Here is a 24,351-nt window from a genome sequence, read left to right as displayed (position 1 = left end):
TCAGCGCCCCCCGGGGTCGGCGATGGTGGCCCGCATGATCTGACCGGCGATCCGGGCTGCCTCGCCGCTGCCACCGGGCCCGGCCTGCTCAAGCATCACGCAGACCGCGGAGATCGGGGTGCCGTTCTTGTCCAGGACGAAGCCGATGAACCAGCCGTGGTCGGGCCGGTCGGGTGCGGACTGCGCGGTGCCGGTCTTGCCGCCGACCGTGTAGCCGCTGATCGCGGCCTTCCGGCCGGTGCCGTTCTGGACGACGCTGACCATCATCTCGCGCAGGTCGGCGGCGACCTGCGGCTCGACCGGCTGACGCAGCTCCCGTTGCTTGGCGGTGAAGTAGCTGGTGGTCCGGTCCGGGGCGAGCAACTGCTGGACCAGGTACGGTCGCATCTGGCTGCCGTTGTTGGCGATCGCACCGGCGATCATGGCGCCTTCGAGCGGGGTCATCCGGACGTTGTTCTGGCCGATCGAGGACTGGGCCAGTGCGGCCTGGTCGACACTGCCGTCCGGGTTCAGCATGTCACCGGTCCGGCTGGCCGCCGTGGGCAGGCCGTCCTCGCCGAGGTGACCGACTGTCAGGTCCTCCTGCTCGAAGCCGAACTGCCGGGCCTTCTCCTTGACAGCGTCGGCGCCGAGCCGGACGCCGAGCTGCGCGAAGCCGGTGTTGCACGACTCGGTGACCGCGTCCAGCAGGGTGACCTTCGACTGGGGGCAGATCGACGGGTCGGCGTTGCGGATCGGGGTGCCGGAGGTGGGCGGCGTCCAACTGGGACCGGCCGCGATCTGGGTGGTCTTGCCGACGCCGTTCTCCAGTGCCGCCGCGGCGACCACGATCTTGAACGTGGAGCCCGGCGGCAGTGTCTCGGAGAGCGCCCGGTTCTTCAGCGGGCCCGCCGGGTCCTGCTCCAGCTTGTTGTACGCCGCGGCCGCGTCCTTGTCGGTGTGGCTGGCCAGCGGGTTCGGGTCGAAGCTGGGCATGGAGACAAGCGCCTGCACCGCCCCGGTACGCGGGTCGATGGCGATGGCCGCGCCCCGCTTCGCCCCCACCTGGTTGTTCCGCAGCTGGTTGTACGCCGTGTCCTGGGCCTTCTTGGAGAGGCTGAGCAGCACGTTGCCGCCACCGCTCTCGTCGCCGGTGAACATGTCCTTGATCCGGTCACCGATCAGCTGGTCGCTGGTGCCGGCCAGGAAGTCGTTCTCCGCCCGCTCAATGCCCGTGTCGGCCAGGCTGACCGGTTTGTAGCCGAGCACGTGAGCGTACTCCGCGCCAGCCGGGTAGGTGCGCTGGAACTTCAGCCTGCCGGTGGTCTCCTTGCTTGTCGCCACCGCCGTGCCGCCGGCCTCGATGTTGCCGCGCTTGCGCTTGTAGTCGGCGACCTGGACCCGACCGTTGTAGTCGCTGGTGCGGTACTCGTCGGCCTTCTGGAACTGCACCCAGTTGAGGTTGGCGAAGAGCAGGCCGAACAGGACCATGACGACGACGCCGACCCGGCGCAGTGGTGCGTTCACGGCTTGATCACCTCCGTGGGAGCACCGTGCAGCTGCTCCGGTGTGCCACCGGTGGGTCGGGCGGCCTTGCTGGCGCTCCCGCCGACCGGCCGGCGGGCTCCGTCGGAGACCCGCAGCAGCACGGCGATGAGCAACCAGTTGGCCATCAACGACGAGCCACCGGCGGACAGGAACGGGGTGGTCTGACCGGTCAGCGGGATGAGCTTGCTGATCCCGCCGACGATCACGAAGACCTGGAGGCCGAGAGTGAACGCGAGACCGCCGGCGAGGAGCTTGCCGAACGAGTCCCGGACCGCGAGCGCGGCCCGCAGCCCCCGCTCCACGATCAACAGGTAGACGACGAGCAGGGCGGAGAGCCCGAAGAGGCCGAGCTCCTCGCCGAGGCCAGCGAAGATGAAGTCGTTCTGCACCTCGGGCAGGCTGTCCGGTTGGCCGCCGCCCGGCCCGGCGCCGAAGAGCCCACCCGTGCCCAGGGCGAGCAACCCCTGCACGAGTTGGTAGCCCTTGTCGGTCGGGTCGGCGAACGGGTCCAGCCAGATCTCCGCCCGGACGTAGAAGTTGGCGAACGGGCCGCCGACAGTCGAACCGAGGACGTAGGCGAGGTAGGCCCCACCGAAGAAGAGGACGAGACCGATCAGCAGCCAACTGACCCGTTCGGTGGCGATGTAGAGAGTCACCACGAACATGCCGAAGTAGAGCAGCGACGTGCCCAGGTCCTTCTCGAAGACGAGGACCATGAGGCTGACCAGCCAGACGCCGACCACCGGGCCGAGGTCGCGCCCGCGCGGGAAGTCGATGCCGAGGAACCGTCGACTCGCCAGCGAGAGCACCTCGCGCTTGCGGACCAGGTAGTAGGCGAAGAAGACGAGCAGCGCCAGCTTGGCGAACTCACCCGGCTGGATGGAGAAACCACCCACCCGGATCCACAGCTTCGCACCGTTGATCTCGGAGATGCTCCGGGGCAACACCGCCGGGAGCATCACCAGCACGATGCCGGCCAACCCCAGGGTGTACGCGTACCGGGAGACCGAACGGTGGTCGCGCATGATGGCGAGCAGGCCGGCGGCGAGGATCACCGCGCCGAGCGTCCAGGCCAACTGCCGCCCGCCGATGCCGGCGAAGGTGGCCAGGCTCTCCCGGTCGGCCACTGGCGCGTCGCCCAGGTCGATCCGGCGCAGGAAGCCCACCCCGAGCCCGTTGAGCAGGGCCACCGCCGGCAACAGCGCCGGGTCGGCGAACGGGGCGAGGAATCGGATGACCAGGTGCAGGCCGAGGAAGACCGCGCCGAGCGCGGCGGCGGGCACCCAGAAGTCCGGGGTGACGGTGTCCAGCAGGTTCGCCTCGACGGTCGCCCCGTAGGCGGCCACCAACGCCATGGCGAGCAGCAGGAGGGACAGCTCGGCGTTGCGGCGCGACCGCGCCAGGCGTACGCCGGACTGCTCGCCCGCGGTGGCGGGCGAGGGTGCCGGTGTGGCCGCTACGGTCACAGGTGGAATCCTCGGGATCTCAGCCGACGCTCACTCAGGAGATCGGCAGGCGGCCGGGTCGAGCGCCGGCGTGGCCGAGTCGGAGGGCGTGACGTCGGGTGTGGTGGACGAGCCGATGGCGGTGGCGCCGACGGTCGGGCTCGCGCTGACAACCCCGTTGGATGTCGGGGACGCGATGGTGCTCGGGCTGCCGTTCGGGCTCGGGCTGCCGTTCGGGCTCGGGCTCGCACTGGCCGGCGTCGGCGTGCCACCCGCCGCGGCGGACGGATCGAGCGGGCAGAGCGGCTTCAGGTTGGGGTTGCTCGGGGAGTCGCTGGTCAGCTCGGCGAGCTGACGCTCGGCGTCCGGCTCGCTCTTGGCCCGGATGCCGACCCGTACGGTGTCCTGCGCGGCGACAGTGAGGTCGTCCAGTCGGGTGCCGCTGCGGCGGTGCACCGTGGAGAGGTCCATCCCGGCGATCTCACCCTGGACGCCGCGGAAGACGGCGACCTGGCCCTCCTCGGTGGCTCCCACGTAGTACTGCCGCTGGGTGTACGTCCAGCCCCCGAAGGCCCCTCCGCCCACGATCACCAGCAGGGCCAGCGCCATGGCGGCGGTGCGCACCGGGCGGCGCTTCGGACGGTCCGGTTCGTCGTCCGAAGCCGCCGGCTCCTCGGGCACGGCCGGACGCGGCGCGGCGAGCGCCGAGGCCCGGGCGGCCGGAGTCGAGTCGTCAGCGGAGGTCGCCATGCCCCGGTCCCGGGCGGCGGCACCACCGACGATCGGGCTGGCCTCGACGATGTCCTGATCCGTGGCGTCGGCGATGATCACCGTGATGTTGTCCGGGCCACCGCCGCGCAGCGCGAGCTGCACCAACCGCTCGACGCACTGCTGCGGGTCGGTGTATTCCCGCAGAGTCTCGCCGATGGTCTCGGCGCTGACCACACCCGACAGGCCGTCGCTACAAATCAGATACCTGTCGCCGGGCAGCACCTGGCGCACCGAGTATTCCGGGTCGATGTCCCGGCCGTCGAGGGCCCGGGTGAGCAGCGACCGCTGTGGGTGGCTGCTCGCCTCCTCGGCGCTGATCCGGCCTTCGTCGACGAGCATCTGGACGTACGTGTCGTCCTTGGTGATCTGCGCGAAATCACCGTTGCGCAGCAGGTAGGCCCGCGAGTCGCCGATGTGGACCATCCCCAGCTTGCTGCCGGTGAAGAGGGTCGCCGTCAGCGTGGTGCCCATCCCCTCCAGCTGCGGGTTGGCGTCCACGGTGTCGCGGAGTTGTTGGTTGGCGGTGCCCACTGCCGAACGCAACGCGTCGACGAGAGCGTCCCCGGGGACGTCCTCGTCGAGCGGCGCCATGGCACCTATGACGATGTTGCTGGCGACGTCACCGGCGGCCATGCCGCCCATGCCGTCGGCAACGGCGAGTAGCCGCGGCCCGGCGTAGACGGAGTCTTGATTGCCGTCTCGGATCAGACCGCGGTCGCTGTGGGCCGCATAGCGCAGGGTCAGAGTCATGGCCGTAATTCGAGGGAAGTGCGGCCGATCCGGATCGGCACGCCGAGGGGGACGGGGGTTGGTCCGGTGACCTTAGCGCGATCGAGGTACGTGCCGTTAGTCGAGCCGAGGTCCTCGACGTACCACTGCCCCTCGCGCGGCACGAGCCGGGCGTGTCGCGCGGAGGCGTAGTCGTCGGTGATGACCAGGGTGGAGTCCTCAGCCCGACCAATGGTGATCTGCGCTTCACCGAGAGTGATCCTGGTGCCGGCCAGTTGACCGGCTGTCACCACGAGCTGGTGTGCCGCCCTTCCCCGTTTGACCTTCGCCGGTTTCGTCGCCTGCCCCGTCGAGGCGCCCACCGCGCGCGGCGCGGCCACCAGACGCCCGGAGCGGGCGCCCGCGAAGAGGTCCCGGCGGATCACGCCGACCACCGTGAACACGAAGATCCACAGCAGGATCAGGAACCCGAACCGGGCAACTGTGATGACCAGTTCCGGCAAGGCGGGTCAGCCGTCCACGCGGAAGGTCAGCGTCGTCGTGCCGAGCTGGACCATGTCACCGGGGTTGAGTGCGACAGCGGAGACCCGCTGCCCGTTGACCATGGTGCCGTTTGTCGACCCCAGATCGGTCAGCACGACCTGACCCCCGTCGAAATCCAACCGGGCGTGTCGCCGGGAGATGCCGACGTCGGGCAGACGCAGGTTGGCCTGGTCGCCGCGACCGATCACCGTCGACCCCATCTGAAGGGGGTAGGTGCGACCGTCGCCGGAGACCAGCCGCACGTTGCGACCGCCACCGTGACCGGGCGGAGGGCCGTAGCCACCACCCTGGTCGTACGCGGGGTAGGCGGGCGGGCCGGCGTCGTAGCCGGGCGCCGACACCGGGGCGACCTCGCCACCGGTGTAGACCTCGGCTGTGACACGGAACATGCCCGTGTCCAGGCCCTCGCCTCGCTCGATCTCGACGATCACGTCGCCATAGACCGTCCAGGCCTGCTCGCCGATGAACTCCGCCTGCGACTGGGCCAACTCCTGGGCCAGCGCAGCGGCGTACGGCGCCAGCCGACTGTGGTCGAACGGCGAGAGATCGATCACGTAGCGGTTGGGCACCAACGTGCGCCCACCGGCCAGGATCGCCTTGTGCGCCTCGGCCTCCCGCTGCATGGCGTTGAGGATCTCCACGGGGTGGACCACCCCTTTGAAGACCTTGGCGAAGGCCCCTTCTACCAGGCCTTCCAGACGCTTCTCGAAGCGTTGCAGCACGCTCACCGGCTCCTCCTCGGGTCCCGAGGACATGATGGTATCCGGCCGGCGCGCGCGCAGCTCACACGCCGCTCGGCCACCTGCTCTCGACCCGTTCGGAAGGGTCGGGTTTGCCGTGCTAATCTTTCGTCCGCCACGAACGGTAACCGTTAGTGGCGAGCGCTTGGACAGCGTAGTATTCCCGGGGCCGCTGGAGACAGCGGGGCCGGGGCGGCTACAGTGTTCCGGGTTGTGCCACGGGGATGTGGCGGAATGGCAGACGCGCACGGTTCAGGTCCGTGTGCCCGAAAGGGCGTGGGGGTTCAACTCCCCCCATCCCCACCACCGACGAGGGCTCCGCTTATGCGGGGCCCTTCCGTCATATCGGGACGGGCCAGACGTCACGCTATGCTGCGATGGATTCTGCCTCCGATGGACCGGGAGTGGCGTGTGAGTGTCGCGTTGGTGACAGGGTCGGGTGGCCTGATCGGCTCCGAGGCGGTCCGGCACTTCGCCGGCCTCGGTCTGGACGTCGTCGGCATCGACAACGACATGCGCCGGTATTTCTTCGGCGAGGACGGCTCCACATCCTGGAGCCTTGAGCGGCTCGCTCGCGACCTGGGCAGCGCGTACACGCATTTCGCGGTGGACATCCGGGACCGCGACGGCCTGGAGCAGGTCTTCAAGAAGTACGCCTCGGACATCGCCGTGGTAATCCACAGCGCCGCTCAGCCGAGTCACGACTGGGCGGCCAAGGAGCCGTACACGGACTTCGACGTGAACGCCGGCGGCACGCTCAACATCCTGGAGAACACCCGCCGGCACGCGATCGACGCGCCGTTCATCCACTGCTCGACGAACAAGGTCTACGGCGACCGGCCCAACAGCCTGCCGCTGGTCGAGCTGGAGACACGGTACGAACTGCCCGAGGACCATCGCTGGTACGAGGGCATCACCGAAGAGATGTCGATCGACCACTCGCTGCACTCGGTCTTCGGCGCTTCCAAGGTCGCGGCGGACGTCATGGTCCAGGAGTACGGGCGCTACTTCGACATGAAGACCGCCTGCTTCCGCGGCGGCACGCTCACCGGTCCGGCGCACTCGGCCGCCGAGCTGCACGGGTTCCTGGCGTACCTGATGCGCTGCGTGATGGAGGGCCGGACATACAACCTGTTCGGCTACAAGGGCAAGATGGTCCGGGACGCGATCCACTCACGCGACGTGCTCACCGCGTTCGAGGCGTTCTTCCGGGCCCCGCGCTCCGCCGAGGTCTACAACCTCGGTGGCGGCCGGCACTCCAACACCTCCCACATCGAGGCGTTCCGGATCGCCGAGGAGATCACCGGCCGCGAGGCGCGGATCAACTACGTCGAGCAGAACCGCACCGGCGACCACCAGTGGTATGTCAGCAGCATGGCGCGGTTCGAGGCGCAGTACCCGGACTGGAAGATCACTTACGACGTGCCGATGATCCTGCGGGAGATCTACGAGGCCAACGTGGGCAAGTGGGTATTCAAGGCATGACCGCGCGGACCAAGCGCAACGTGCTCGGCGTCCTGGTCGACGCCACCGACTACGCGACGGCGACCGACGCGGTGGTGACCGCGGCGCACGAGCGGCGTCCGCTCGCGCTCACCGCGCTGGCCGTGCACGGCGTGATGACCGGGGTGCTGGACCCGGCGCACAACGCCCGGCTCAACTCCTTCGACGTGGTCACGCCGGACGGGCAGCCGGTGCGGTGGGCGCTCAACCTGCTGCACCACGCCGGGCTCGCCGACCGGGTCTACGGGCCGACGCTGACCCTGCACGTGCTGTCCCGCTTCGCCGACGAGGGCCTGCCGGTCTACCTGTACGGCTCGACCGAGGAGACCCTCGCCCGGTTGATCCCGGCACTGGAGCGGATGTTCCCCGCACTGAAGATCGCCGGGGTGGAGCCGTCCAAGTTTCGGTCCGTCCAGCCGGGTGAGGACACCGAGATCGCCGACCGCATCCGGTCCAGCGGTGCCCGGCTGGTCCTGGTCGGGCTGGGCTGCCCACGCCAGGAGGTCTTCGCGTACGCCATGCGGCCGCTGCTGGACATGCCGCTGATGGCGGTCGGCGCGGCCTTCGACTACCACGCCGGCCTGCTGCGCCAGCCCCCGCGCTGGATGCAGCGCGCCGGCCTGGAGTGGTTCTGGCGTCTCGGTCTGGAGCCGAAGCGGCTCTGGCGCCGCTACGTCATCCTCAACCCGGCCTACCTGACCCGGCTCGCCGCCCAGAAGGTCGGCCTGTGGAAGGCCCGCCCGCCGGCGCCGGCCACCGAGCGGCCGACCACCTTCTCGGTCTGACCCCCGATCCCGTACGACACGAGGCCCCACCCGAGCTCTTCGGGATGGGGCCTCGGTCGTGCGGGAGGCAGGGTCAGACGGTCAGGGTCCAGGTGTTGATGTAGCCGGTGTCGGCCGAGTAGGTGTCCCGTACCTGAAGCCGCCAGGTGCCGTCGGCGGCCTCACCGGACACGTTGGCCGTGTAGGTGGTGTTCACGTTGTCGGCGCTGTCCGAGGTGCTGCTGTTCTTCAGCCGGTACGCGCTGCCGTCCGGGGCGAGCAGGTCGATGACCAGGTCACCGCGGTAGGTGTGCACGATGTTCACCGCCACGGTGGAGGCCGACGAGGCGTTGCGACCGCAGCCGGAGATGGTGATCGAGCTGGTCACCGCCGCGCCGGCGTCCGGGATCGACACGTCGGTGCCGTTGGTGCCGGTGCAGCCGGTGGGCGGCGGCGGGGTGGTGCCGGTGCCCACGTAGAGCAGCAGGTTCGGTGAGCCAGAGCCGGGGTTGCTCACCACGTTGGGCGTGGCGTTGGCCACCAACTGGTTGCGGACCTGCGCCGGGGTCCAGCTCGGGTTGGCGCTGGCCACCAGCGCCGCCGCGCCGACCACGTGCGGCGTCGCCATCGAGGTGCCGCTGATCGTGTTGGTCGCGGTGTTGCTGTTGTACCAGGCCGAGGTGATCGACGAGCCGGGCGCGAAGATGTCCAGGCAGGTGCCGACGTTGGAGAACGACGAGCGGGCGTCCGAGCTGGTCGTCGAGCCCACGGTGATGGCCTCCGTGGTACGCGCCGGCGAGGTGTTGCAGGCGTTCGCGCCGTTGTCGTTGCCGGCCGCCAGGCCGTACGTGACACCGGAGGCGATCGAGTTGCGCACGGCGTTGTCCAGTGAGCTGTTCGCGCCGCCACCGAGGCTCATGTTCGCCACCGCCGGCTTGATCGCGTTGGCGGTGACCCAGTCGACGCCGGCGATCACACCGGCGTTGGTGCCGCTGCCGGAGCAGTTCAGCACCCGGACGCCGACGAGCTGGACCGCCTTGGCCACCCCGTACGAGGATCCGCCGACGGTGCCGGCGACGTGCGTGCCGTGCCCGTTGCAGTCGTCGGCCGCCCCGCCGTCCACCGAGTCGTAGCCGGACGTGGCCCGGCCGCCGAAGTCGTTGTGGGAGAACCGGATGCCGGTGTCGATGATGTAGGCGTGCACGTTGCTGGCCGTGTTCGGGTAGGTGTAGGAGCTGTCCAGCGGCAGGTTGCGCTGGTCGATCCGGTCCAGGCCCCAGGAGGGCGGGTTGGCCTGTGTGCCGGAGATGGACACTGTGTGGTTCTGCTCGACGTACGCCACCGCCGGGTCGGCCGCGATCCGCGCCGCCGCGCTCGCGCTGACCTTGACCTCGAAGCCGCGCAGCGCCGCGCCGTAGGTGCGGGCCACGGTGCCGCCGTGGCGGCCGGAGAGCCGCTTCGCGGTGTCACCGACCCGGTCGCGGGCCACGGCGCTGTCCTTGAGAACGACGATGTAGCTGTCCGGCACGGCGGTGGCTCCGCCGGCGGCCCTGACCTCGCCCGCGGGTTCGGCGGCCAGGGCTGGCGTGCCGACGGCCAGCACGGTCGCCGTGGCCACCCCGACCAGTACGGACCTTCGTGGAAGACCCATTTCCTACCTCCCTCTGACCGGTGGTGGAACGTGACCACCGGTCCCAACATCAATCGACAATTGCCGATCTAGCTGAGGGTAAGTCAGCGACCAGGTAGTTGGACATGCCGAAACGTCCATATCTCGGTGCGATGACCCCTACGGGCCTGGGGTCCGGGGCGAACAGGGGACCGGCCCGGATTCGCACCGGCGCGATTCGGGAAAGACTCTCGAACATGGAGAGTCAACTCACCATCCTGCTTCCGGTAGCCGCCGTCTGGTTGGCCGCCGGCGTCGTGGCCGACGGGCTCCCCCGGCTGCGCACCACCTGCCTGCTGCGCCGGCGTACCGGATGGTTGCTGGTGTTGGCTCTGACCGGCGTGGCGCTCACCGCGGCCGTGCTCGGCGCGGGCCTGCTCAGTGCCGGCACCGCGCCGGTCGACAGTGCCGCGGCCGGGCTCACCCTGGCCGCCGGTCCGGCGCTCGTGGCGACGGTCTGCTCCCTCCGGCGGATCCGGCGGCTGCGGGCCGGGGCGGGAGCGTTCGTCAGCGCCCCCGGCACGCCGGCGCCACACGGGCTCCGCGCCGCCGCGGCCCACCCGCTCGTCGGCCTGCCGCTACAGGTGACCGCCCTGGCCACGGTGCCGGCGGTGATCGAGGCGATCGGCACCGATCTCGGCGCCGACCCGGGCGTCACCGGGCCGGCGATCACCGTGGGCGCGCTCGCGGTGATCGCCATCGGGGTCCGGCACGCCCTGCGGCACAGCCGGTTCGCCGAGCGGGCCCAGCCCAGCGTTCCGCGATCAGCGCGGACGGCCGGCGCCCTGCACGTATAGCAGTTCCAGGATCGCCCTGGTCGCCTCGAACCAGCGGTCCAGCCAGCCCGGCGGTGGCACGCTGCCCCTCGGCGGCAACTCCATCAGCAAACCGCGCAGCAGCGGGTGGTCGGCCAGCGAGCCGCTGGGCTCCATCGGCCAGCCGGTGGGCGGAAACGACGGCTCCACCAGCGGGTTCGGGTCCAGTGAGGGCAGCGAGAGCGGAATATCGGCCGACTCGGAGACCGACCCGTCCCGCCCGCTCATCTCCTGGTCTGTCGAAACCACCTCGGTCAGTACGCTGTCCCGACGCGCTCCGCGGTACTTTCCACCGAACCGCTCCGGTTTGCCCGGACCGCTGGTGAGATTGTCTGACCCGATCGTCGTCATCCGTCTCGCCTACCTCGCTCGGTTGCCGGTCGGGGCGACGGGTCGTCGACCCGCGCCGTACCGACCGGTTCAACGAGACGGGCCGGCTGTGGCGACGGGAATCCCGGCGGAACCTCGCCCCGCCACCCCGCCCGACCCTCCCCCGGACACGGCAAGGTCCCCGTCCGGATCCGGACGGGGACCTCAGTTGACCACTCGGTCAGACCGCGCCGAACGCACCGCCTCGGGTGCCGCCGACGAAGGCATGCCAGTCACTCGGTGCGAAGACCAGGGCTGGGCCCGCCTTGTCCTTCGAGTCCCGCACTCCGACCGCCCCCGTCACGTACGCCACCTCCACGCAGTTGTCACAGTTCGGCCCGCTCTTCGAGCTCTTGAACCATGCTGCCTGCGTCAGGTCCACGGGGAACCCTTTGGTCGCCATTTCCACAACGGCTCCTCTGCCAGTTTTGCGATGTGTGCGACAGACTCCTCTGGACGTATGGCCGCAGCGCGGATGTGATCGAAGATGAAGCTGTACTTCTGCAGTTCGTCGCTCTTCTCGAGGAAAAGCCCACCCGTGGCGTTCTCCGCGTACACAACATCCGGATCACCGGGCTCAGGGAAGCTGAGGATCGTGAAGGTGCCGTCCATGCCGGCGTGCGCGCCCACCTCGAAGGGCAGGACCTGCAGCGTCACGTTCGGCAGCTCGGCAACCTCGACCAACCGCTTGAGTTGGCCACGCATCACCTCGTCCCCGCCTACCGGCCGACGTACCACCGCCTCATCGAGTACCACCCACAGATCGACCGGATCGTCCTGGGTCAACAACGACTGACGGCCCAAACGGACACGCACCCTCTGGTGCACCTGATCGGCGGTGAAGTCCGGCCGGGCCGCGCGGATCATCGCCGAGGCGTACTCCTCGGTCTCCAGGAGACCCGGCACGACCTGCTGTTCGTACGCCCGGATCGAACTCGCCGCCGCCTCCAGACCGACGTACGCGCCGACGAGCACCGTGCTGTACGGATGCCACCAACCTTTTTGGCGGGCCTCCCGGGCGATCTGCACGAGCTCGTCACTCTCGGCGCCGACCACCCCGTAGATCCGCAGCATGTCCCGGACGTCGCGCGGGGTGGCGGTGGTGTGCCCGGTCTCGATCCGGGAGACCTTCGACGCCGAGCACTCCAACTGCTCGGCGACCACCTCGATGGTGATCCCGGCGGACTCACGCTGGCGGCGCAGCTCCGCGCCGAGCCTCCGCCGTCTGATGGTGGGACTGCGCCGCTCACTCATCGCGCAAACCGCGAATCGCTGATCCCCGCCGCTGGCTGCTCGACCCCACTCGGGCTACCTCCGGTCGACGCGCCACTGATGACACCCGCCGGTGGCGCGACCGTCGTCCGGCGGGCGTTCGCGACGAGGGGTGGTGTCGGTCCTCGGCCGGCCGCGACGGGCGAAACCGGTCCCAGTGTGCCGTCCGTACGAGGAAGGCTTCAATAGGCCTTTCGCGGGACTCGCTCACGTATCGGCAAAAGTCGACGTGCAACTTGCATGTGGCACGTCCCTCATGCACTCTGTCCGTATGGCACGGGTTACTCAGCGTCTCCGTCCACTCCCGCGCAGTGGTGACCCCACCGAGCCGGGGGCATCGGGCGCGACGCGGGCCCGGCCGACACGACCGAGACCTGCTCCGGGGGTAAAGACCCCGCTGCTGCAAGCCGGCAAGCTGCGGCGGCGGGCGCGGCCCCCGGAAGCATCCGGGTGGTGGTCGGGTGGCGGCACGCCACCAGCGAGGTACGGCCCGGCCACCGCCATCCGCACCACCGGTTCACGAGGCACGACCCCGTCGCCGGCCGAGACGTCCCCCGTTCAGGCACCGCCGGCACAGTTGCCGGCCATTCCTCCCCAGGAGCCCATGTGCTTCCCCGCACCGGTGACGTACTGCTCGTGACTCGCGCGGCGAGTGTCCAGTTCCTCAGGCCCATCAAGTTCCGGGTGATCCGAGTGCTGGACTGGCCCACCTATGACGGCTGGCTCTGGCTCGACGGCTACGAGTTGAACACCGCTGGCGACGCGGTCAACAGACGGTCGATCTTCGTCCAGCGGGCAGGGCTGCAACAGCTACAGGCAGCCCCCGAGCCGCGCCCGCACACCGTACGCGCCCGGCGACCGGTCACGCGTACCCCGATCCGGGTCGGCTGACCGACCCGATCCGCCGCCGGTGGGCGTGCCGTCACCATAGAATTGGTACGCCCACCCCGGCACTGTTCCACCCGCGCGTCCAGGACCCTGACCCTGGGATGGTCATGGTCAATCAGCCCGCCCTGCGGCGGCACCACCGCTCCCTCATCGCCTACGCATTCGGACTGCTCGCCCTCCTCGGCGCGGTGGCCACGATCCTGGTCCTCGTCCACGACCCGGCGATGTCGTCCACCCGGCTGGCCACACCGGTGCCCGCACCCGAGATCACCGTGGTCGACGCCGACCCGCCGACGGACGACGGTCCACCGGCGCACGAGGAACCCGACTGGCTCGGCGCCGATGGCCCGGGCGAGCATGCCGTCGGCACCGACCCGACCGGGCCGGTGGTCGGCGGCGGCGCCGGAGGCCAGTCCGACGGCCGTCAGGAACTCACCGAGGCAGCTCCGGCCCACGACACCGCGCCGGACGTCCGCCGCTCCCTGTTCTGGTCCGGGATCTTCGGTCTCGCCATCTCCATGGCCGGCCTCGGCCTGGTCGGCACCCGCCGGCGGAGGTGGTGAGCACCGGTCAGGTCAGCCTCGGCCCGGCTGGCACCCGCCGCCGGAGGCGGTGACCACCGGTCACTGCGTGCTCGTGACCGTCGGAGTCGGCGCGGTCGGGTTCACCCCGGTCGAGGGCCGGGCCTGGGAGACGATCAACGACACCTCGTCGTCGGTCGACACCGGCGTGCCCGTTCCCGGCTCGGTGCCCACCACGGTGCCCGGTGGCAGCTCCGACGGGCGGTACACCACCTGGTAGGAGATGCCGAGCCGGCCCAGCAACCCCTCGGCGGTGGCCTGCGGCAGCCCGGCCAGGGGCGGCACCGGCACCTCGTCCGGCGCGCTGGTGGTCGGCGAACCGCTCGGTGACTCACTTGTCGGTGCCGCCGAGCTGGGGGAGGCACTGGTCGGTGCGGCACTCGTGGCACTTGTCGCACTGGCTGACGGGGCTGACGGGGTGACAGCCGGGTCGTCCCGGTCGTCATCGCGCTGGGCGAGCGCCAACCAGAGCGCTCCCCCGAGCAGCCCGACGAGCAGCAGCGCGAGCACACCCCACAGGATCGGCAGCCACCAGCGCCGGCCGCCCTGCTCCTCGACGTACCACTCGCTGCCGGATTCCGGCCGGGACGGTCGCACCTCGGCCCGCCCGGACCACGACGGCGAGGTCGTCTGCTCCACAGGTATCCGGGTCGTCTGGTCCGCCGGCGTGCCCGGAGTGACCGGGGTACCCGGCGGCGTGCCCGGCCCGGCAGGCGTGCCCGCGGAACTGTCGATCGGCATGGTCTGGTCGGGCGACGCGGCGGGATGAGCCGGGGCCGCCCGGTCGATCGGCGCCGTCTCGTCCGGTGCGCTGGCGGGTCGGGTCGGTTGCGGTGGCTCCGCCCGGTCGGTGGCCGGTGGCAGGGGGCGGGTCCGGTCGTCGTCGTGCTCGCCGGCGGGCGGCTCCTGGCGGTCGTCGCTCATCGCACGTCCTTTCCCGGACCGGACGGGCGTCATGGCCCTCGACCGTCAACCTAGCCTCCCAACCGGCCATCGGTGGGGAGCAGCGTGCCGAGCCGCGCCGCCCGCGCACAAGCGAGGCGCACCGATCCCGCCGGGCAGCCGCGGCTTGCCGGCCCGAGATCAGGGAGTGGGCTTCGCCGTCGGTTGTTCGGGAGCGCCCGACCCGCACCAGATGCTGACCTCGTCGTTCCACCGGGCCGGGCCGTCCTCCACCGGCTCCTGCCGGGCGACCTTTCCGTTGCGGCCGCTGATGTAACGCGGGTAGAGGCCCTCGTCGATCAAATCGTCGACGGCTTTGGCGCAGTCCTTCCCGACCACGTCCGGCACCTCGGCCGCTGGTGCCGGCCCCGCCACCTGGAGTTGCACAGTCGTCCCCCGGGCGACCTCGGTGCCCACGGTCGGTGAGGTGCTCTCGACCGTGCGACCGGACCCGCCGCCGAACACCAGCCGCCAGCCCAGTCGCTGCTCGCGCAGCACGTCCCGGGCCTGTTCGAAGTCGGTGCCGACCACCGGTGGCACGGTCAGCCCGGACCCCCTGGTCGCCGTGGCGGAGGTGCGGACGGCCGACGGCGTGGCCCGGCCGGTGCTCGGCCGGGGCGCGGTGGCCCGGCTGGTCGGCGGAGCGGTCGTGGTCGCGGCGGCCAGCGGATCCCTCGAGGGTGGGTCACCGTCGCCGGCCAACAGCCAGCCGCCGGTCGCGCCGATCGCGGCGAGCAGCACAACGGCCAACCCACCACCCAGCAGCACGCTGGCCCGGCTCGTGCCGCCGCCCGCGGCATCCTGCGAGCCCGTGTTCGTGTCCGTCATACCGCCCACCGCCTCATCACCGGCGACCGTACCGCCCGCCGCCCAATCCGCCGCACCGACGGTCCGTCCATACCGGCGGGTCGTTGCGACTCGCCGCACCGACGACGGGACGTTACGCTGCCCGGCATGGCCAGACAGGGCTGGGGAGTGTCGATCGCGACCGCGATCGGAATCGCTGCCGGCGCGGGCGCCGCGCAACTGGGCTTCGGCTACGGGCTCGGCGTCATCACCTGGACGCCCACCGATCTCGGGGCCACGGACACGGCCTGGGCCGACGGCCTCGCCTGGGCCACCTGGCTCGCCGCCAGCTCGACGGTCCTCGGCGCGGTCTGGGCGCAGCGGCTACACCAGCGCGGCGCATCCACGACGCCCAAGCCGCCGGCGACCGAGGTTTCCGACGTCGCGCCTCCACCTGCCATCGACACCACAGACCCTGAGACGACCGACCGGCGATCACCCCAGCCGGCCGACGACCGGTCCGGCCCGGAGACGGCCGAGAGGCGGTCGCCGCAGCCGGCCGAGGTGCCGTCCGACGACCGAGGCGGCCTGTTGCGGCGGGTGGCCCTGGCGCTCGGCGCCGGGGTCGGCGGGCTGGTCACCGTACTGCTGATCGCCGTTCCCGCAAGGGTCGCGACCGGCGCCGACACCGGCGAGCCGCAACTGACCGCCGCCGTGCAGGCGTCGCTGGGCATCCTGATCGGTGTGCTCGTCGCGGTCTGGGCGCTCCGCTCTCGGGCCGCCGCGGTCAACGTGACAGCGACCGCCGCCTGGCTGTGGCTGCTCGCGGTGGTCTCGGTGATCGACGGGGTACGCGTCGGACGAGGGCTGACCGGTGCCCAGCTCGGCACCTGGCAGCTCGATCCGGACCAGCCGCGATACTGGATCGCCGACCAGCTCTACTGGCCCGGTGCACTGTTGGCACTCGTGCCCGCGCTGCTGATCGGCGTGCTGGCCGCCCGGCGCAGCGCCCGGTCGGTCGGGCACCGCGTCGGGGCCGCGGCCTCCGGCGCCGCCGGTCCGGTGCTCGTCGCGCTCGCCTACCTGACCACCCTGCCGCACTTGTCGACGCTGGGCCCCGCGCAGCTGTCCACCCAGCTGATCGCCCCGTACGCGGTGCTCGCCGGCATCGGCGGCTCCGTGGTGGCCGCTGTCCTCGCCGATCGCGCCGAGCGGAGTCGGGGTGCGGCTGCCCCGGTCCCGAGGACGGACGCCCGCCCGGCTGCTCAGGTCGACTCGACCCGAGCCACCGTCGACGGGCCGACCCCTGGGACCGATCCGGCTCCGTACGCCGAGCCCGACTCTGAGCCGTCGACTTCCCGCTCGTCCGTCGCCACCACGCTTCGACGCGGCAGGACCGACGCCGCACTCCAGACAACCACGGCAGGCCCCACACCGGGCCCGGGTGCCGCGCCAGGTCCAGACGCAGCGCCAGGTCCGGACGCAGCGCCAGGTCCGGACGCAGCGCCCCGGGTATCCGCACCGAGGGTGCCCGCGCCGCGCACCGAACCATCCGTCTCCGCCCCCGCAGAGGCTCCGACACCAAGCGCCCGCCCCACCGGCGCAACCCGCCGATCCACCCGCCCCACCTCCAACTAACCCACCCACCCCCACTCCCCGCCCCCGCCCAGCCCCACCCCACCCAGCCCCGCCCCGCCCCGCCCCGTTGATCATGAGGTTGTTGCCATCCGACACGGCGTGTCGCGGCAATAACCTCATGATCGACGCGATCGGGGGTGGGGTGGGGGGTGGGGGTGGGTTAGGGGACTGGCCAGGTGTGGACGGGTTCGTTGAGGCGTTGGAGTTCGGCGTAGCGCTGGACCATGTGGTGCAGCGCGGCCGACCGGTCCATGCCGAGGCCCCGCTGGGCCGCCCACACCGCCTCGGTCTGCCAGACGGCGCCGTTGCGGCCGGTGCGGCAGCGTTGCTCGATGATGCCGAGCAGCCGGTCCCGCTGGGCCGGTGCGACGCCGAACCCGTCCAGGCCGGCCGCGGCGGTGGGTAGCAACCACTCCAGCACCAGCTTGGTGACGGGCACGTCGCCGAGCCCGGGCCAGTGCAGCACGGCATCGAGGCCCCGGCGGGCGGCGGCCTGGAAGTTCTCCTCGGCGGAGCTGAAGGTGAGTTGGCTCCAGATCGGGCGGTCCGCCTCGGCCAGACCCCGCGCCAGCCCGAAGTAGAAGGCCGCGTTGGCGAGCATGTCCACCACCGTCGGGCCGGCCGGCAGCACCCGGTTCTCCACCCGTAGGTGCGGTCGACCGTTCATGATGTCGTAGACCGGGCGGTTCCACCGGTAGACAGTGCCGTTGTGCAGCCTCAACTCCCCGAGCTGCGGCACACCGCCGGCGTGCAGCACCTCCACCGGGTCCTCGTCCTCGCAGATCGGCAGCAGCGGCGGGAAATACCGAACGTTCTCCTCGAAGAGATCGAAGATCGAGGTGATCCACCGCTCACCGAACCACACCCGGGGTCGTACGCCCTGGGCCTTGAGTTCGTCCGGGCGAGTGTCGGTGGCCTGCTGGAACAGGGCGATCCGCGTCTCGGCCCACAGTTGACGCCCGTACAGGAAGGGGCTGTTCGCGCCCACCGCCACCTGCACGCCGGCAATGGCCTGGGAGGCGTTCCAGTAGTCGGCGAAGCTGTCCGGTGCGACCTGGAGGTGGAACTGGAGGCTGGTGCAGGCGGCCTCGGGGGCGATGGAGTCGGTGTGCGTCCGGAGTTGCTCGACACCGCGGATGTCCAGCTCGATGTCTTCGCCGCGGGCGCCCACGATCTGGTCGTTGAGCACCCGGTAGCGCTCGTTGGTGGAGAGGTTGTCCTCCACCAGGTGCCCCTCGGTGAGGGTGGGCAGGATGCCGACCAGGACGATCTTCGCGTCGGATCTGGCCGCACGCTCGTCGGCTCTGGAGAGGCTGCCGCGCAGGTCGCGCTCGTAGTCGGCGAAGCCGGTGCCGTCGATCAGTCGGGGTTCGGCGTTGAGTTCCAGGTTGAACTGTCCCAGTTCGGTCTGGAACAGCGGATCGGCGATGTCGGCGAGGATCTCCTCGTTGCGCATCGCCGGCTCGGCCGCCGAGTCGACCAGGTTGAGTTCGATCTCCAGCCCTGTCATCGGCCGGTCGGCGTCGAACCCGAAGTCGTCAAGCATGAGGGCGAAGACATCGAGGCACCGTCGCACCTTCTGCCGGTAGCGGACTCGATCCTCCCGGGTGAAGGCGCCCTGCGCGACGTCCTTGCCCATGTGTCCTCCCGACAGCCGGCGCGGTCGGGATTCTGCCTCCCGGCAAGCGCATTGTGAACCCTTCACGGTAAGAGCGCGCACCTGACCGGGGCCAGAGGCCGGAGCGGACGCACTCGTGGCGCCATCTGTACCCCGTCGTTCACCCGATGGACCCGAGGGCGGCGCGAACAAGTCGTGACAATTACCACGATCTCGGGGCTGGCGGTGGAGACGACACCGGGCCCGCGCCGACGTGCGGCGCGGGCCCGGTGTACCGGCGATCCGGGGCAGATCAGGCCTGACGGACGGCCTCACCCTCGATCTCGATCTTGACCTTGCGGCTGACCAGCACGCCCCCGGTCTCCAGGGTGACGTTCCAGGTCAGACCGAACTCCTCACGGTCGATCTCGGTGCTCGCGGAGAAACCGAAGATGTCCTGACCGAACGGGCTGCGGCCGACACCCTCGAACTCCGCCTCCAGCTCGACCGGACGGGTGACGCCCCTGATGCTCAGCTCACCGGTGAGCACGAACTCGCTGCCACGACGGGACTTGACCCCGGTGCTGCGGAACTCGAGCGTCGGAAACTTCTCCGCGTCCAGGAACTCGGGGCTGCGCAGGTGCGCGTCCCGGTCGGTCTGGTTGGTGTCGATGCTGGCGGCCTGGATGGTGGCGGAGACCGACGACTGCAGCGGATCCTCAGCGATGGTGATGGTGGCGGTCGCCTCCTTGAACTCACCGCGGACCTTGCTCACCATCATGTGCCGGGCGACGAAGCCGACACGCTTGTGTGCCACGTCCAGCGCGTAGGTGCCAGCCGCCGGGATGGTGAGGCCGTCCCAGTCGCGGGTAACCACATCGGTGCTGCTGGTCATGCTGCTGTCCTCCAGGGGGAATGTTTAATAGCCGAACGACTGCCGAAGCAAATATAACCGCAACAATATTCCCTGTGTCAAGTACTGCTAGGATGAACAAGTGACCAACGTCTTCGACGATCCCCGGATCACCGCTGTCGGCCTACTCTTCGAGGCACACGCCGGGCTGTCAGCCCGGTTCACCGCCCAACTCGAGGAGCATGGCCTCTCCTCGGTCGAGTTCGAGGTCATCACCCGACTGGCCCGCTCGCCGGGCAACCAACTACGGATGACCGACCTCGCCGCACAGACCTCGTTGTCGACAAGCGGCGTGACGCGCGTGGTCGACCGGATGGAACGTGACGGGTTGCTCACCCGGCGGGCCTGCCCGAACGACCGGCGCAGCTCGTACGCGGTCGTCACCGCCGCGGGAATGCAGCGACTGAACGAGACGCTGCCCGGGCATCTACAGATGATCGAGCAGTGGTTCACCGGCCAACTCGACCCGAAGGCACTCGCGGCCCTGCTCGACGGGCTACGCCGGGTCCGCGACGCCGCGCATCCGTGCGCCACCGCCGGCAGCGACGACGTCAGCCCCGAGCAGCAGACCGCCGGCACCCAGCGGTGCGCACCGGGGCGGTGACAGTGGCCAGTAGCGGCAGAAAAAGCGGCAGAACTGAGCCAGCCAAGCCGAAGAATGCCGCTTAACCTGACTTTCCGCCTCCATGGCGGTGGCAGGCTTCCTGCACCGGGGATCAACCGGGGGGTGACGGCGCGGGCGATCAGCGAGGGGTAGCACCAAGGGGGCTCTTCGTCCGCGCCACTCCCCGCCCCGACGTCCATCAGCCGCGTGCTCGCCAGCGGCAGAGCACTAGGGTGCTTCCGGGCCACTCCGGACTGCGGTCAGCGCGTAGAGCAGGCCTGACTCCTGTGGCAGCAGCCGAATGCCGCTCTCCTCGCAGACCCGCTCCAGCCGGTCCAGGACGGCTGGGTTCGCGGTGCTGGCGGCCAGTCCCACAAGCGCCTCCACCACGTCTCGGTGATCCTGACCCTTGGCGTCGACGGCGGCGGCGAACCACTCGGCGGCCAACTCCCGGTCACCCCGGTGCAGCGCCAGATTGCCCTCGATCAGCGCACAGAGCCCAGCCTCCGGCCCACCCGAGGAGAGCGCCGCGTCCTCCGAGCGCTGTCGCGGCACCACGCCCCGCCGAGCCGACGCCCGCGGCGATTCGGCCGCCATCGCGTCGACGGTCCCCGCGCGCAACTCGGTGAGCACCTCTGTCGCTTCCGCACCACGCCCGTCCTGGGCCAACGCCAGCCCGAGTTTCCCCAGCACCCGGCGGCGGCGTCTCGGATCACCCAACTCGGACAACGCCGCGATCGCCCGCCGGCCCTGGTCGACGGCGTCCGCGTACCAGCCTTCCAGACGGGCGACCTCGGCTCGGTTGGCCCAGGCCAACACCCGAAGTCGCTGCTCGCCACTCTCGGCCGCGAGTCGGTCCACAGCGGCGAGCCTGCGCCGGGCCGCGGCCAGGTCACCCGTCCGGATCTCGTGCCAGGCGAGGCTGTTCTGGGCCACCGCCAGATCCCGGGTACGTCCATTGCGGGCGGCCAACCGCAGCGCCGTCTCGGCCTGCTCGCGAGCCTCGTCCTGCCCGCCGACGGAGATCAGCAGGGTGCCGAGCATGTTTCGCGCCTCCAACTCCCCGGTGACGTCGCCGGCCTGCCGGAAGATGTCCAACGCCGCACGCGCCGTCGACAGCTCCTCGGCGCCCGCGCCGTGCTCGGCCGCCAGCCGGGCAACCCCGAGCGCGGCCCAGCCCCGCAGGATCGGAGCGGCGTGCGCGGTCCGCGGGTCCGCCAGCAACCGCCGCAGCCACTGCCGCCCGGCGACGTCGCGCCCACGGAACCGCCACCAGCGGGTCAGGCACGCCGCCAGCCGCAGCGCGGTCAACGGGTCGTCGGTGGCGGCGTGGACCAGCGACGAGCTGATGTCACTGCTGATCTCGTCCAGCCGGTGCACCGCGTCGGGCAGCCGGGGGCCGACCAGGTCGCTCGCGGTCCGGGCCACCAGGCGCGCGATCACCTCGGCGTGCCGACGTCGGATGCCCGTCAACTCGCCGGCGCCGGCCGCCTGCTCGACGGCGTAGTCGCGGACCGCGTCGAGCAGCCGGAACCGGAACGGCCCGGTGCCGCGTACGCTCAGCAGCCCCAGTTCGACGAACCGGTCCAGCAGCGCGACGGGGTCGATCGCCACTGTGCCGTCCCGGTCGGCCTCGTCGCCGAGCATCTCCTCGGCCAACTCCACCGACCAGCGGTCGCCGAACACGGCGAGCCGCCGCAGCGCTGCCCGCTCGTCCGGCGCCAGCAGGCGGTAGCTGGTCGCCACCGCTTCGCGCAGGGTGACCGAGCCCGCCGCCGAACCCGTGTCGGCTTCACCGGTGGAGCGGGTGCGCGCATCCGGGGCGTCCCAGCCGGGGTGGGCCGCCGGCTCGGCGGGGGTGGCGAGGTCGAGCACCCGGTCGCCGTACCGGTCGAGGAGTTCGGTGAGGTCGAGGAGTCGGCCCCGGGCGGCCATCAGCTCGATGGCCAAGGGGAGCCCGCCCAGCCGGCGGACCAGCGCGGCGAGCGCTGGCAACTCGTCGCGGGTGGGCGGCTCCCGACGGACCTGGGCGAGCCGGGAGATGAACAACGCGACAGCTGGCCACGTGTCGAGCGGGGTCGATCCGGAACGTTCCGCGCCCGGTGGCGGCACGTCGAGTGGCGCGACCGGCCAGACTCTCTCGCCGGGCAGGCCGACCGGGTGCCGCCCGGTGACCAACACCCGCAGCGAGGGCAGCGCGGCGAGCAGCCGGTGCAGCGCCGTGGCCACCGGGCCGGGCGCACGCTCCACCGCGTCCATCACCAGCAGCGCCGGCTGCCCGGCGAGCCGGGTCACGAGTTCCGGTAGCCGCGCCGCGCCGAGGACGCCCATCGAGGCGGCGAGCACGTCCGGCCCGTCCGAGCCTTCGCCGACAAGCATCCCGGCCACACCGGCCGGATGGTCGACGGCCACCAGATGCGCCACCGCCGTCGCCAGAGCGGTCTTGCCGACCCCGGCCAGCCCGACCAGGCTCACCAGCCGAGGCCCGCGCTCGGCGGTCAGCATCTCGGCCAGCTCCGTGAGGTCACGATCCCGGCCGACCAGCGCGACCGGCGGCGGGAGTGCCGCCGGCAGGTCGACGGATGCCGCCTCCGCCGTCGTCCTGCCACCGATCCCGAGCGCCGTCGGGGTGGCGTCCGCCCGGGGCGGGTCGGCGCCGGAGGGGCCGCGGGCCGCGGCCAGGAACGCCGCCCGGCTGGTGCCGGCCAACGCCAACGCCGCGGCGAGCAGCTCGACAGTGGTCCGCTGCGGCCGGACCGCCCGGCCGCGCTCCAGGTCACGCACCGTCCGCACACCCACCCCGGCCCGGGAAGCCAGCTCGGCCTGGGTCAGGCCGGCGGCACGTCGATGCCCGCGGAGCAGCTCCGACAGGGGGGTACGCCCAGCCGGGCTCCGTGACCGATCATGATCCGGAGTCATGGCCACGAAGAGTACGGATGGACTACGACCGTCGGCAGCCGAACGTCGGGCTACCGACGCCCCGTTGGCCGATAATCCGACAGCCCTACGGACAGCCCGGTCGGGGCCGACTGGGCGGCCCAGGGCCTGTGTCAAAGCCCCTTGTTGGACTTCGCCACAGGCCTACCCGGTGGGAATCTCAGAGGCCCAGATCACGAGCGATGATCATGCGTTGCACCTCGCTGGTGCCCTCGCCGATCTCCAGGATCTTCGAGTCCCGCCAGAACCGGGCCACCGGGTACTCGTTCATGAAGCCGTACCCGCCGTGGATCTGGGTGGCCTCCCGGGCGTTGTCCACAGCGATAGTGCTGGCGTGCAGCTTGGCGATGGCGGCCTGCCGCTTGAACGGCTCGCCGGCCAGCATCCGGGCGGCAGCGTCGTAGTAGGCCAGCCGGGCGGTGTGCGCCTTCAGCTCCATGTCGGCGATCTTGAACTGGATGGCCTGGTTGGCACCGATCGGCTTGCCGAAGGCGTGCCGCTCCTTCGCGTACCTGATGGACTCGTCGACGCAGCCCTGGGCCAGGCCGACCGCGAGCGCCGCGATGGCGATCCGACCCTCGTCGAGGATCCGCAGGAACTGGGCGAAGCCGCGGCCCCGTTCGCCGAGCAGGTTGGCCGCCGGCACCCGGCAGTCGTCGAAGGTCAGCTCGTGGGTGTCCGAGGCGGTCCACCCCACCTTGGAGTAGCCGGGTGCCACGGTGAACCCGGGCGTGCCGGTCGGCACGATGATCGTCGACAGCTCCTTGGAACCGTCCGGGTTCGTGCCGGTCACCGCCGTGACTGTCACCATGGCCGTGATGTCGGTCCCCGAGTTGGTGATGAACGCCTTCGAACCGTTGATCACCCACTCGTCGCCGTCGAGCACCGCGCGCGTCTGGGTGCCGGCGGCGTCCGAACCGGTGCCCGGCTCGGTGAGCCCGAAGCCGGCCAGCGCCTCGCCGCTGAGCAACCGGGGCAGCCACGTCGCCTTCTGCTCGGCGGTGCCGAACCGGTAGATCGGCATCGCGCCCAGCGAGACAGCCGCCTCCAGCGTGATGGCCACGCTGGAGTCGACCCGGGCCAGCTCCTCCAGAGCCAGGCAGAGCGCGAAGTAGTCGCCGCCCATGCCGCCGTGCTCCTCGCCGAAGGGCAGGCCGAACAGGCCCATCTTGCCCATCTGACGGATCACCTCGTACGGGAAGGTGTGCTGCTCGTAGTGCTCGGCGATGACCGGGGCGACCACCTCGCGCGCGAAGTCCCGCACGCTCTCCCGCAGCGCCGTTTGGTCGTCGGTGAGCCGGAAGTCCATCTCATCCTC

Annotated in this window: 22 protein-coding genes and 1 tRNA gene; 8 read left to right on the top strand and 15 right to left on the bottom strand. The window is 70.9% G+C overall.

What is annotated here, in order from left to right; all coding sequences use genetic code 11:
• The 5 genes from AB0A95_RS09140 to AB0A95_RS09120 are packed head-to-tail and all read right to left on the bottom strand — an operon-like array spanning position 1 to position 5,770.
• Complete coding sequence (locus AB0A95_RS09140) at positions 1 to 1,506, bottom strand: penicillin-binding protein 2 (RefSeq protein ID WP_357555075.1); 1,506 nt, start codon at positions 1,504 to 1,506, stop codon at positions 1 to 3.
• The gene (locus AB0A95_RS09135) at positions 1,503 to 2,993 is read right to left on the bottom strand and encodes an FtsW/RodA/SpoVE family cell cycle protein (protein ID WP_357555074.1); all 1,491 of its coding nucleotides are present in this window, start codon (positions 2,991 to 2,993) and stop codon (positions 1,503 to 1,505) included. The genes AB0A95_RS09140 and AB0A95_RS09135 overlap by 4 nt, the downstream gene beginning before the upstream one ends.
• A gap of 30 nt (positions 2,994 to 3,023) precedes the next feature.
• Positions 3,024 to 4,493 (bottom strand): PP2C family serine/threonine-protein phosphatase, encoded by a 1,470-nt coding sequence (locus AB0A95_RS09130; RefSeq protein ID WP_357555073.1) that lies wholly within the window; start codon positions 4,491 to 4,493, stop codon positions 3,024 to 3,026.
• A complete protein-coding gene (locus AB0A95_RS09125; protein ID WP_357066314.1) occupies positions 4,490 to 4,975 on the bottom strand; it encodes an FHA domain-containing protein in 486 nt (161 codons plus the stop codon). Before AB0A95_RS09125 ends, AB0A95_RS09130 begins: the two co-directional genes overlap by 4 nt.
• 6 nt (positions 4,976 to 4,981) lie before the next feature.
• On the bottom strand, positions 4,982 to 5,770 hold the full coding sequence (locus AB0A95_RS09120) for a DUF3662 and FHA domain-containing protein (protein ID WP_007454122.1): 789 nt from the start codon (positions 5,768 to 5,770) through the stop codon (positions 4,982 to 4,984).
• 205 nt (positions 5,771 to 5,975) lie between these two features.
• Here AB0A95_RS09120 and AB0A95_RS09115 point away from each other — a divergent pair.
• The 3 genes from AB0A95_RS09115 (at position 5,976) to AB0A95_RS09105 (ending at position 8,043) form a co-directional block, all read left to right on the top strand.
• Positions 5,976 to 6,061 (top strand) — tRNA-Leu (locus tag AB0A95_RS09115).
• Between the two features lie 63 nt (positions 6,062 to 6,124).
• Positions 6,125 to 7,240 carry an NAD-dependent epimerase/dehydratase family protein gene (locus AB0A95_RS09110; RefSeq protein WP_357555072.1) on the top strand — a complete coding sequence of 372 codons (1,116 nt, stop codon included), beginning with the start codon at positions 6,125 to 6,127 and terminating at the stop codon, positions 7,238 to 7,240.
• Positions 7,237 to 8,043: a WecB/TagA/CpsF family glycosyltransferase gene (locus tag AB0A95_RS09105; protein WP_357555071.1), complete on the top strand. Its 807-nt coding sequence runs from the start codon at positions 7,237 to 7,239 to the stop codon at positions 8,041 to 8,043. Before AB0A95_RS09110 ends, AB0A95_RS09105 begins: the two co-directional genes overlap by 4 nt.
• Before the next feature lie 73 nt (positions 8,044 to 8,116).
• Here the strand turns inward: AB0A95_RS09105 and AB0A95_RS09100 are convergent, their stop codons facing one another.
• Complete coding sequence (locus tag AB0A95_RS09100) at positions 8,117 to 9,673, bottom strand: S8 family serine peptidase (protein ID WP_357555070.1); 1,557 nt, start codon at positions 9,671 to 9,673, stop codon at positions 8,117 to 8,119.
• Between the two features lie 215 nt (positions 9,674 to 9,888).
• Here AB0A95_RS09100 and AB0A95_RS09095 point away from each other — a divergent pair, with 215 nt between their 5' ends.
• Entirely contained in the window at positions 9,889 to 10,488 is a 600-nt protein-coding gene (locus AB0A95_RS09095; protein ID WP_357555069.1) for a hypothetical protein, read from the top strand.
• Here AB0A95_RS09095 and AB0A95_RS09090 read toward each other — a convergent pair.
• The 3 genes from AB0A95_RS09090 to AB0A95_RS09080 all read right to left on the bottom strand — a co-directional run bounded on the left by AB0A95_RS09090 (position 10,456) and on the right by AB0A95_RS09080 (position 12,129).
• Positions 10,456 to 10,857: a hypothetical protein gene (locus AB0A95_RS09090; protein ID WP_357555068.1), complete on the bottom strand. Its 402-nt coding sequence runs from the start codon at positions 10,855 to 10,857 to the stop codon at positions 10,456 to 10,458. The two genes, AB0A95_RS09095 and AB0A95_RS09090, sit on opposite strands and share 33 nt — an antisense overlap.
• Before the next feature lie 199 nt (positions 10,858 to 11,056).
• On the bottom strand, positions 11,057 to 11,278 hold the full coding sequence (locus AB0A95_RS09085; RefSeq protein WP_357066294.1) for a DUF397 domain-containing protein: 222 nt from the start codon (positions 11,276 to 11,278) through the stop codon (positions 11,057 to 11,059).
• Positions 11,248 to 12,129 (bottom strand): helix-turn-helix transcriptional regulator, encoded by an 882-nt coding sequence (locus AB0A95_RS09080; RefSeq protein ID WP_357555067.1) that lies wholly within the window; start codon positions 12,127 to 12,129, stop codon positions 11,248 to 11,250. Before AB0A95_RS09080 ends, AB0A95_RS09085 begins: the two co-directional genes overlap by 31 nt.
• 624 nt (positions 12,130 to 12,753) lie before the next feature.
• Between AB0A95_RS09080 and AB0A95_RS09075 the strand changes: the two genes are divergently transcribed.
• A complete protein-coding gene (locus AB0A95_RS09075; protein ID WP_357555066.1) occupies positions 12,754 to 13,038 on the top strand; it encodes a hypothetical protein in 285 nt (94 codons plus the stop codon).
• Between the two features lie 98 nt (positions 13,039 to 13,136).
• Positions 13,137 to 13,598, top strand: a complete 462-nt coding sequence (locus AB0A95_RS09070; protein ID WP_357555065.1) for a hypothetical protein — start codon at positions 13,137 to 13,139, stop codon at positions 13,596 to 13,598.
• 60 nt (positions 13,599 to 13,658) lie between these two features.
• Here AB0A95_RS09070 and AB0A95_RS09065 read toward each other — a convergent pair whose 3' ends face one another.
• The gene (locus AB0A95_RS09065) at positions 13,659 to 14,540 is read right to left on the bottom strand and encodes a PASTA domain-containing protein (protein WP_357555064.1); all 882 of its coding nucleotides are present in this window, start codon (positions 14,538 to 14,540) and stop codon (positions 13,659 to 13,661) included.
• Between the two features lie 159 nt (positions 14,541 to 14,699).
• A complete protein-coding gene (locus tag AB0A95_RS09060) occupies positions 14,700 to 15,386 on the bottom strand; it encodes a PASTA domain-containing protein (RefSeq protein ID WP_357555063.1) in 687 nt (228 codons plus the stop codon).
• Positions 15,387 to 15,512: 126 nt separating this feature from the next.
• Between AB0A95_RS09060 and AB0A95_RS09055 the strand changes: the two genes are divergently transcribed.
• Positions 15,513 to 16,982 carry a hypothetical protein gene (locus AB0A95_RS09055; protein WP_357555062.1) on the top strand — a complete coding sequence of 490 codons (1,470 nt, stop codon included), beginning with the start codon at positions 15,513 to 15,515 and terminating at the stop codon, positions 16,980 to 16,982.
• Positions 16,983 to 17,142: 160 nt separating this feature from the next.
• On the opposite strand, the gene AB0A95_RS09050 is transcribed toward AB0A95_RS09055, so the two are convergent.
• Positions 17,143 to 18,621 (bottom strand): glutamate--cysteine ligase, encoded by a 1,479-nt coding sequence (locus AB0A95_RS09050; RefSeq protein WP_357555061.1) that lies wholly within the window; start codon positions 18,619 to 18,621, stop codon positions 17,143 to 17,145.
• 271 nt (positions 18,622 to 18,892) lie between these two features.
• The gene (locus AB0A95_RS09045; protein WP_357555060.1) at positions 18,893 to 19,474 is read right to left on the bottom strand and encodes a YceI family protein; all 582 of its coding nucleotides are present in this window, start codon (positions 19,472 to 19,474) and stop codon (positions 18,893 to 18,895) included.
• Positions 19,475 to 19,574: 100 nt separating this feature from the next.
• On the opposite strand from AB0A95_RS09045, the gene AB0A95_RS09040 reads away from it, so the two are divergent.
• Entirely contained in the window at positions 19,575 to 20,096 is a 522-nt protein-coding gene (locus tag AB0A95_RS09040) for a MarR family transcriptional regulator (RefSeq protein ID WP_357555059.1), read from the top strand.
• A 228-nt stretch (positions 20,097 to 20,324) separates the two neighbouring features.
• On the opposite strand, the gene AB0A95_RS09035 is transcribed toward AB0A95_RS09040, so the two are convergent.
• Together AB0A95_RS09035 and AB0A95_RS09030 are read right to left on the bottom strand one after the other, a co-directional pair.
• On the bottom strand, positions 20,325 to 23,015 hold the full coding sequence (locus tag AB0A95_RS09035; RefSeq protein ID WP_357555058.1) for a helix-turn-helix domain-containing protein: 2,691 nt from the start codon (positions 23,013 to 23,015) through the stop codon (positions 20,325 to 20,327).
• Positions 23,016 to 23,193: 178 nt separating this feature from the next.
• Positions 23,194 to 24,342: an acyl-CoA dehydrogenase family protein gene (locus tag AB0A95_RS09030; RefSeq protein ID WP_357555057.1), complete on the bottom strand. Its 1,149-nt coding sequence runs from the start codon at positions 24,340 to 24,342 to the stop codon at positions 23,194 to 23,196.
• Positions 24,343 to 24,351: the final 9 nt, after the last annotated feature.

This window comes from Micromonospora sp. NPDC049230 (assembly GCF_040647875.1).
GTDB lineage: Bacteria > Actinomycetota > Actinomycetes > Mycobacteriales > Micromonosporaceae > Micromonospora.
The sequence above is the reverse complement of the archived record's forward strand: the minus strand, read 5'-3'. Positions and strand labels throughout refer to the sequence as shown.